A 9,090-nucleotide genomic window follows, 5' to 3' on the forward strand; every position below is an offset into this window, starting at 1 on the left:
AGGGCGGGGTGAGCCACGCCAGCGTCACCATGGGCAGCGTGCCAATCTTCTCCTCGTGGCGGATGACCTGCTCCTGGGTGTGCTTCACCGGGGCCACCTGGGGCTTCTCCGGCTTGGGGCCGCTCGGCAGCGAGCCGAAGTACTTCTCGACGAGGGCTCGGGCCTCCTTCTCGTCGAAGTCTCCCACCACGGCGAGCGTGGCGTTGGCGGGGGCGTACCACTTGCGGAAGAAGCCCTTCACGTCCTCCACGGTGGCCGCGTCCAGGTCCTCCATCGAGCCGATGACCTTGCCGTGGTAGGGGTGGGGCGCGGGGAAGAGGGCCTTCCAGAGCTTCTCCTGGGCCACGCCGTAGGGGCGCGTCTCCACGCTCTGGCGGCGCTCGTTCTTCACCACCTCCTGCTGGTTGCGCAGCTTCTTCTCGTCGAGCGCCTCCAGGAGGAAGCCCATCCGGTCGCTCTCCAGCCACAGGGCGGTGGCGAGCTGGTTGCTGGGCACGGTCTCGAAGTAGTTGGTGCGGTCGTAGTTGGTGGTGCCGTTGAGGTCCGTGGCGCCGATCTGCTCGAGCAGGCCGATGTGCACGTCATCCGGCACGTGCTTGGAGCCCTGGAACATCATGTGCTCGAAGAGGTGGGCGAAGCCGGTGCGGCCCGGCTGCTCGTGGTAGGCGCCCACGTGGTACCAGACGTTGACGGCGACGACGGGCAGCTTGGGGTCCCTGGCGAGGATGACCTCGAGCCCGTTGGGCAGCTTGTACTTCTCGTAGGGGATGGCCAGCGCCTCGCGACCGGGCTCCAGCGGCTTCGCCTCTGGCTGCTGGGCGAGGGCCGGGACTCCGAGGGCGAGGACGGCGGTGGCGATGAGTGCTTTCATGCGACGGGTTGCCTCCTCTGAACTGAGGCCCTCCGCTTAGCACGCACCGCGCCCCCGGCGGAGCGCGAATCCCCTCCGGGAAGAACGTTCTTCGTCCAGTGTTGGGAAGGACCCGGGGGTGCGCCCGGCCTGGGGAGGGGATGGCAGGCCTCGGCACGCGTCCCCATCCTTGCTGCGAGGGAGGTGTCCGTTGGGCGCTTCAGCACGCAGCTTGCGAGGGCTCGACCTCGTCAACGTCTTCATGGCGGACGTGAAGGACGGGGTGGGCGTCTATCTGTCCGTCTACCTGCTGGCCGAGCAGAAGTGGGATCCCTCCCATATCGGCATGGTGGTGGCCATCCCCTGGCTCGTCTCCATCCTCGCGCAGTCTCCGGTGGGAGGCTTCATCGACCACACGCGCCGCAAGCGGCTCCTGCTCGTCGTCGCGTCGGCCATCGTCGCTCTCTCCTGCCTGACGGTCGTCTTCTTCCCGCGGCTCCTCCCCATCGCCGGGGCGCAGGCCGCCCTGGGGATCGTCCAGACCATCTTCCCCCCGTGCGTGGCGGCCATCACGCTCGGAATGGTCGGGCACGATCGCCTCTCTCGGCGCATCGGCCGCAACGAGAGCTTCAACCACGGAGGCAACATGCTGGCCGCCGTGGTCGCCATCTTCATCGGCTGGTTCATCTCCTACGAAGGCATCTTCTACTTCTCCGTCTTCCAGTGCGTCGCCATCATCGCCGCCACCCTGCTCATCCGGGAGCAGGACATCGACCACGACCTGGCCCGGGCCGCCGCGGAGGATCGCGCGCCGTGTGGCTCCTCCCTTGCCGGCGTCAAGGAGCTGTTCTCCAACAGGAACATCGCCTTCTTCACCGTCTCCATGTGCCTGTGGAACGTGGCCAACGGGGCCATGCTGCCCCTGCTCGGCCAGAAGCTGGGGCTCGACGACGTCAAGCACTCGGCGCTCTACCTGTCCATCTGCATCACCCTGGCCCAGGCCGTGATGATCGCCGTGGCGCCCATGGCCTCGAAGCTGGCCGAGCACGGCAGGAAGCGGCTCTTCCTCGTGGCCTTCCTCCTGGTCCCGGTCCGGGCGCTCCTGTTCGCGTTCCTCGACAACAAGTACGCGCTCATCTCCCTGCAGGTGATCGACGGCCTGGGCGCCGGAATCTACGGAGTGCTGCTCATCGTGATGATGGCGGACCTGGGCAAGGGCACCGGCCACTTCAACCTGCTGCAGGGGACGACGTACTCGGCCGTCGGCCTGGGGATGGCGTTGAGCAACATCCTGGGCGGCTTCGTGGTGAAGCAGGCCGGCTACCCCGCTGCCTTCATGACGCTCGCGGGGGTGGGGCTGTTGGCGACGCTCTTCTTCGGCCACTTCGTCCAGGAGCCGCGAGCCCGGCGCCGCGACAGTCCAGCACCCGCCCCGGAGGACGGGCTGCGCCTGCCCGGGGGCCCGCGCAAGGCGCCCGCGTGACGCGCTCGACCGGGATCCGTTCCGTCTGTCTTCTCGCCAGGGGTGCGGCGTCAGGGTGGTGTCAGGGTGTCAGACGATTCGTAGGGGGCCCGTAGGGCAAGGCGACACTCCCAGGAGACTGCGGCCACACCCGGCACCGCACTACTTTGCCTTTCAGGACCCCTCGGGCTTCTCCACCAGATCGACATGTGAGCACCCCCATGGATCTTTTCATGCCTGTCTTGCTCCCCGTTCTCCTGCTCGTCTGCCTGGTCTTCTTCTCCCTCAGGGGAATCAGGTCGGTCGAAGCCAACATCCGCCGCAGCCCTGTCATCTCTCGGCGGGGGCTCATCATCGCCAAGCGGCAGCGCACCTTCGTCCGCGGCAGCAGTACGCGCACCCGCTGCCTGATGACGTTTGAATTCCCGGACGGCAGCCGCGAGGAGTTCGTGGTTCCCCCTGACGAATATGGCCTCCTGGTGGAAGGTGACCAGGGCACCCTCCATTCGCAGGGAATCCGATTCAGGGGATTCGAGCGAGAACAACCCCGGGCCCCAGCCCTGTCAGCACGGGTGCCAGACGCTTCGAAGGGGGTGCCTCCGCAAGTGCATTCCTGAGTCCCGAGCACCAGGGAAGTCCCTCGCGGCCTCGTCCCCCCACCTGACGAGGTGCTCAACCCCTTCAGGGCGCGTGGGTCGGTGCGAGGGGCGTTACACTCGGAGCCCCTATGGACAACCTCGCGCACGCGCTCGTCGGGGCCACGCTGGCGGAGACGGGCCTCAAGCGGTGGACGCCGCTGGCCACGGCCACGCTCGTCCTGGGCGCCAACCTCCCGGACGTGGACGGCTTCATCACCTTCGCGGGCCCGGACACCGCGCTGCTGTTCCGGCGCGGCTGGACGCACGGGGTGCTCGCCCTGGCCGTGCAGCCGTGGCTGCTGGCCGGCGCCATGCTGCTGTGGGACAGGCTCGTGCGGCGGCGGAGACACCCGGAGGCACCCCCCGCGCGCCTGGGGCCCCTGGTGGCGCTCGCGTACCTGTCCGTGCTCACGCACCCGGCGCTCGACTGGCTCAACACCTACGGCGTGCGCCTGCTCATGCCCTTCGATGGCTCCTGGTTCTACGGGGACGCGCTCTTCATCATCGACCCCTGGCTGTGGCTGCTGATGGCCGCCGCCGTCGTGCTGGCGCGCACGCACACCCGCCGCGGTGTCACCTTCTGGGCCGTCCTGGGGCTGGCGACCTCGGGGCTGGTGCTCGTGCCGGAGCTGGCGCCGCCCGTGGCGAAGCTGGCCTGGGGGGTGGGCGTGGCCCTCCTCCTCGGGCTGCGGCTGGCCCCGGGCGTGCCGGTGCGACACGTCGAGCGCGTGGCGGGCCTGTGTGTCGCGGCGCTCCTCGTCTACATCGGCGCGATGCTCGTCGGCACGCACGTGGCCGAGCGGCAGGCGGCCGAGTGGCTGCGGGCCCAAGGTGTCCGAGTGGAGCGCGTCATGGCGGGGCCGTTGCCCGCGCGGCCTTTCGCCCGGGACGTCATCGCCCTCACGCCCGAGCGCTACGTCTTCGTGGAGGTGGACTGGCTCGCCGACGGGCGCCCGCGCCTGAGTGATTCACCGCTGCCGCGCGGGGAGCCCGACCCCATCGTCGAGGCCGCGCTCGCCGCGCCCCAGGTGCGTGGCTTCCGCAACTGGTTGCGCTTCCCGTCCTGGCGGGTGCATCGCCTGGACGAGGGCTGGCGCGTGGAGCTGGTGGACGTGCGCTACTCGCGGACTCGTGACACGGGGATTGGCCACGCCACCGTCACGTTGGACCGCGAGCTGCGCCCCGTGGAGTAGGGACGGCTCGCTCCAGACGAGACACCCGCGGCTAGGGCTGGCACACGCAGTCGTGTCCTCCCTGGCCGGCCTGAAGGCAGTCCTTGGGAAGGAACCACTCCCGGGTGAACTTCTCGCCCTCGGGGGTGAGGCGCAGGACGAAGTGGCGCATGCCCACCCATAGCGCGCCGCTGGCGTCCACGACGAGGCTGTTCGGATAGAGCATCCAGGTCGGCAGTGGCTCCAGGAGTTTCACCTGACGGCCCGGCCCAATCTTCGTGAGGGACGTGGCCGTCACCACGTACACCGCCTCCCCGGCGACGGTGTACGCGTAGGGGCCGGCATCCAGGGGCTTCTCCTCGCTGAGGCTCCACTGCTTGTCCGTGCCCTGCTTGAACCACCGGACGCTTCCTCGCCGCCCGCCCAGGTGATTCAGCCCATGCAGCGAGAGCACCTCGTCCGGGCCTGACGCAATCAGCCCACGGACGTTCTCCTTCGCCAGCTGCCGGTGCTTGCGCCCATGGGTGGAGAACCAGAACAGGGCGCCGCCCCACTCGCCCCCATTGGAGCCGACGAAGTAGCCGTCCTTGACCGCCAGCGAGTGGCTCCACCCCATGGGGAAGAGCTTCCGGGAGGGCTTGAAGGGAAGCGTCTGCCGGGCACCGCCTCCGGGCGGCACATCCGGCTCGAGTCGGACCCCGCCCTCGTGCGGGGACACCCTCCACTCGTGCGGCGAGGCATTCGCGCACTCCAGCAGCGCCTCCGACGGCTCGGGAATCCGCACCCACCCCTGCGGCGGAGTCGCGGCCATCACCGCACCCAATGCGAGTACGAAGAACATGCGGCGAGGCTACACGGACCTCCTGGCGCGCTCTCGCACCTGCCGGTGGCCCAGGTCGCCGTCCAGCGTACCCCCGCCTACTCACACCTTCACAGCAAGAATGGAAAATTGCAGCTTGACAGGATAACTAATTTTATCGGAAAGTTGGGAAGTGCTCGACATAACCGTCGAGCCCGAGAGGAACTCGCCATGCGCACTCGCCGTCTCGTTTCGATCCTCCCCCTCATGCTCCTGGGCAGTGCCTGCGCGGTCGACGCGGACGTCGACTCTCAGACCTCCAGCACCCAGGGCAGCAGCCTGGCCGTCGCCGCCGAGGGCCGTGGCCTCTCCGCCATCAAGTCGCAGCGGCCCGAGTTCCTCCGGGGCGCCGGTGAGCTCTCCACCAAGCGCACGCTGGTCGACGAGAAGGGCAAGTCGCACGAGCGCCTCTCGCAGTCCTTCCGCGGCGTGCCCGTCTTCGCCGCCCAGGCCATCGTCCACCTCAACGACGACGGCTCCATCTCCTCCATCACCGACGCCCTGGCGCGCGACCTCAAGGTGGACACCACGCCCAAGCTGCGCACCGCCGAGGCCGAGCAGATTGCCATTGCCCAGGTGGGCGGCTCGCGCGCCCTGAAGGCCGACCCGAAGTCGGACCTGCAGATTCTCGCCGAGAACGGTGGCGCCCGCCTGACGTACCGCGTGCAGCTCGAGGCCGTCACGGCCAAGGGCGAGCCCTCCATGCCCAACCTCTTCATCGACGCGCACACCGGCGAGGTCGTGAAGCAGTTCGACAACCTGAAGACGACCAAGAACCGCAAGACGTACAACGGTGGCAACCGCACGACGCTGCCCGGCACGCTGGTGCGCTCGGAGGGCCAGGCGCCCGTGAGCGACGCGGTGGTCAACCAGGCGCACGACAACGCGGGCCTCACCTACGACTACTACTTCAGCCAGTTCGGGCGTGACAGCTACAACGGCACCGGCGGCGTGCTCACCTCCACCGTGCACCACGACCGCAACTACGTGAATGCGTACTGGAACGGCACGCAGATGGTGTACGGCGACGGCAACGGCGTGGACTCCGGCCCGCTGACGGTGCTGGACGTGGTGGGCCACGAGCTCACCCACGCCGTCACCGACACCTCCTCGGACCTGGTGTACTCGGGCGAGTCGGGCGCGCTCAACGAGGCCATGTCCGACGTGTTCGGCGCCTCCATCGAGGCCTACCGCGACGGCGCCGTGAGCGGCAACACCTGGAAGATTGGCGAGGAGTGCTGGACGCCGGCGACCGCGGGCGACGCGCTGCGCTACATGAACGACCCGGCCCTGGCTGGCGACTACGACTACTACCCGACGCGCTACACGGGCACCTCCGACAACGGCGGCGTGCACTGGAACTCGGGTATCGCCAACCTGGCCTTCAAGCTGCTGGTGACGGGTGGCTCGCACCCGCGTGGCAAGACGAGCACGGTGGTGCCGGCGCTCGACGCCAACCCCGTGGCCAGCATCCACAAGGGCGCGGCCATCTTCTACCGCGCCAACACGGTGTACCTCACGCCGGGCAGCACCTTCTCCGAGGCGCGCGGCGCCACGGCGCAGGCGGCCACGGACCTCTACGGCGCGGCGGCGGCCGACGCGGTGAACGCGGCCTGGACGGCGGTGGGCGTGGGCGCTCCCCCGACCTTCACCGTCATCTCCTCGCTGAGCAACGTGTCGGGTGCCCGCAGCAGCAACACCAACTACAGCCACGTCACGCCGGCTGGCGCGACGGCGATGCGCTTCGCGCTCTCCGGCGGCACGGGTGACGCGGACATGTACGTGAAGTTCGGCAGCGCGCCGACCACCACCAGCTACGACTGCATGTCGGCGGGTGCGACGAACACGGAGACGTGCACCATCACCGGGGCCAAGCAGGGCACGTACTACGTCCTCATCAAGGGCTACACGGCCTACTCCGGCGCCACCTACACGGTGAGCTCCGGTCAGTAATCCCGAGCAGCACCGAGTTTCTCAGCCGGCGCGGCTGCCCTTCGTGGCGGTCGCGCCGGTTGTCTTTTGGGCGGTACCTTCCCAGGAAGGGTGTCAGCCGGCTCCGGCGGAGTGTCTGTTACGCTGCGCGGCGTGAGGACCCAGACGCACCACGCCCGTGCGGGACGCTCGCAGCGGGATGAGCTGGAGCGGCTCCAGGAAGAATTGAGGGAGCGGCGTCAGCGGCGCGAGGTGTTGCCGCGCGAGAACGCCGCCTCCCAGCGCCGACGCGGCGTGGGGACCCTGGTGGTGACGTACAAGTCGTGGCCGGGGACACCCGGGCAGCAGTGCGTGCAGTTGAAGGACATGCCCGAACCCGAGCGTCTCGCGGCGTGGCTTCAGGCGAAGCGCTCGGGCTCGGCCTCGGCCTGAGCGCGCTACCGGGTGGCGGCCCTGACCTTCCCGGTGCCCCTCAGGGCACGGCCCCGCGCTTCTCGCGCCGCGACCCGAGCAGCGCCAGCCCGAGGAGCGCCCCGAGGGCGAGCGCTCCCGGCCCGTCGCTGGTGGCACACGACAAGGACCAGCCCAGCACCGGCTGACGGCCCTGCGTTCCCCCATCCAGGGTCGAGCCTCCGTCCTCGCCGCCCTGCGTTCCCCCGTCCGGCTCCACCGGCTCGGGCTGCCCCGCGTCCGGCTCGACGCCCGCGTCCGGCTCGACGCCCGCGTCCACGGGCGCGGCCGGGGTCGGGTCCACCCCCATGACGAACATCCGGGTGCCCGGCGGCGTCTCCGCCTGGGCGTGGCCCCCGAGGAACAGGTGTCCCTGGCTGTCTCGCTGCAACGCGCGCACCTCGGAGGGGCTGCCCCCCACGAGCGAGGACCACGGCGGCGCGTTCGAGCCGAGCGTCACCTGGGCCACGAAGCCCACCTGCGAGCCCGCGCCCACCGACGTCCCGTCGAGTGCGGCCGTCACGGGGAAATCGGAGGACCGGGTCCTTCCTCCCAGATAGGGGCCACGGGGGGTGAGGGTGACGGCCAGCCCCTCGTCATCTCCGCTTCCCCGGAGGAAGCTCGTGCCCCTGCGGGACAAGTCCGCCGCGTTGAGCGACACCAGGAACGCATCCGACGAGGTCTGGGCCTCGGCCGTGGGGTTCTCGAGCTCCCGCGAGCGCGTCGTCCCGCCCACCAGGAGCGAGTGGGTGGACGGGTCGAAGACGAGCGCCCGGCCCTCGTCCCTGCCCTGCCCTCCGAGGAAGGTGGACACCAGGCCCGTGCCCGCGTCCTGGGTCAGTCGGGCGACGAAGACGTCCGGCACGCCGTCGGGCCCGGCATGCTTGCGCTGGGGGGACGCGAGGCTGGTGGAGGAGGCCGCCTCTCCCGCGATGAAGACCCCGCCATCCGCGTCCACCGCGACCGCACGGGTGAAGTCATCCTGGGGCCCACCGAACACCGTGAACCAGTCCACGCGGGCAATCCCCGCATCGACACCGAGGAGACTGACCCGGAGGGCGACGCCATTCCAGCTCCCATCGGGCGCTTCGACGGGAGGGGCCTGGGACACATCCAGTGCGCGGCTGTTCCCGGCGAGGTAGAGCCGGCCATCCGGGCCCACGACCACGTCATCGAGGGTCTCATTCGCTGTCTCCGTGCCCACGATGTAGACCCAGTCCAGCTTCAGGGTCGACGGCTGCAGCTGGGCAATGAGGCCATCCCGGGTCTCTTCGTCCAACGGGGTGCGGCTCGCTCCATGGTTGAAGATCACCCCCTGCCCGAAGTTCCTCGAGGTGGAGGAACCCACGACGTACACCTTCTGGTTGCCGAGGGCGATGGCTCTGCCCTCGTCATCGGACCCACCCCCCAGCAGCGTCCACACCCCCAACCCGCCATCTTCGTGGAACCGGGCGACGAGCACACTCGGGCCTCCGGGATACCCCTGCTGCTCGGGTCCCTCGAAGGACGAGTTTCCGGTCCACGTACCGACCATGAACAGCTCCCCCGTGTCGCTCCTCGCCAGGTCTCCGAACACATCGGCTGTCACGCTGCCCTCGAGGTAGCTGCTCCAGAGCACGACGGGATCCACCACCACGGGGCTGTCGGGGTCCTCCACCTCCACCTCGAGGGCGTACTCCCAGCGGTCACGCCCCGTGCGCCGGGCCTGGGCGAAGCGGCAGTCCACC

General features: G+C 69.5%; 8 protein-coding genes. 5 read left to right on the forward strand and 3 right to left on the reverse strand.

The genetic code is table 11. The features are described 5' to 3' along the window. On the reverse strand, positions 1 to 871 hold an 871-nt coding region (locus tag VF697_RS12775), incomplete at its 3' end, for a pitrilysin family protein (RefSeq protein ID WP_331094704.1). 211 nt (positions 872 to 1,082) lie between these two features. Between VF697_RS12775 and VF697_RS12780 the strand changes: the two genes are divergently transcribed. The 3 genes from VF697_RS12780 (at position 1,083) to VF697_RS12790 (ending at position 4,143) form a co-directional block, all read left to right on the forward strand. After that, positions 1,083 to 2,333 carry an MFS transporter gene (locus VF697_RS12780; protein ID WP_331094706.1) on the forward strand — a complete coding sequence of 417 codons (1,251 nt, stop codon included), beginning with the start codon at positions 1,083 to 1,085 and terminating at the stop codon, positions 2,331 to 2,333. A gap of 200 nt (positions 2,334 to 2,533) precedes the next feature. After that, a complete protein-coding gene (locus VF697_RS12785) occupies positions 2,534 to 2,929 on the forward strand; it encodes a DUF2500 domain-containing protein (protein ID WP_331094708.1) in 396 nt (131 codons plus the stop codon). A gap of 110 nt (positions 2,930 to 3,039) precedes the next feature. After that, the gene (locus VF697_RS12790) at positions 3,040 to 4,143 is read left to right on the forward strand and encodes a metal-dependent hydrolase (RefSeq protein WP_331094710.1); all 1,104 of its coding nucleotides are present in this window, start codon (positions 3,040 to 3,042) and stop codon (positions 4,141 to 4,143) included. A gap of 31 nt (positions 4,144 to 4,174) precedes the next feature. Here VF697_RS12790 and VF697_RS12795 read toward each other — a convergent pair whose 3' ends face one another. After that, on the reverse strand, positions 4,175 to 4,963 hold the full coding sequence (locus VF697_RS12795) for a hypothetical protein (protein WP_331094711.1): 789 nt from the start codon (positions 4,961 to 4,963) through the stop codon (positions 4,175 to 4,177). 189 nt (positions 4,964 to 5,152) lie between these two features. Here VF697_RS12795 and VF697_RS12800 point away from each other — a divergent pair, with 189 nt between their 5' ends. Both VF697_RS12800 and VF697_RS12805 read left to right on the forward strand, forming a co-directional pair. After that, positions 5,153 to 6,934 (forward strand): M4 family metallopeptidase, encoded by a 1,782-nt coding sequence (locus VF697_RS12800; RefSeq protein WP_331094713.1) that lies wholly within the window; start codon positions 5,153 to 5,155, stop codon positions 6,932 to 6,934. 132 nt (positions 6,935 to 7,066) lie between these two features. After that, entirely contained in the window at positions 7,067 to 7,345 is a 279-nt protein-coding gene (locus tag VF697_RS12805) for a hypothetical protein (protein WP_331094715.1), read from the forward strand. Between the two features lie 40 nt (positions 7,346 to 7,385). Here the strand turns inward: VF697_RS12805 and VF697_RS12810 are convergent. Beyond that, positions 7,386 to 9,090: MYXO-CTERM sorting domain-containing protein (locus tag VF697_RS12810; protein ID WP_331094717.1), on the reverse strand; the 1,705-nt coding region annotated here is incomplete at its 5' end.

Origin of the sequence: Archangium sp. (assembly GCF_036388035.1) — a bacterium.
GTDB lineage: Bacteria > Myxococcota > Myxococcia > Myxococcales > Myxococcaceae > Archangium.

Bases quoted from the DNA above. Each gene is read 5' to 3' on its own strand.
- VF697_RS12785 (WP_331094708.1), top strand. From the start codon at position 2,534: ATGGATCTTTTCATGCCTGTCTTGCTCCCCGTTCTCCTGCTCGTCTGC.
- VF697_RS12795 (WP_331094711.1), bottom strand. From the start codon at position 4,963: ATGTTCTTCGTACTCGCATTGGGTGCGGTGATGGCCGCGACTCCGCCG.
- VF697_RS12800 (WP_331094713.1), top strand. From the start codon at position 5,153: ATGCGCACTCGCCGTCTCGTTTCGATCCTCCCCCTCATGCTCCTGGGC.
- VF697_RS12790 (WP_331094710.1), top strand. From the start codon at position 3,040: ATGGACAACCTCGCGCACGCGCTCGTCGGGGCCACGCTGGCGGAGACG.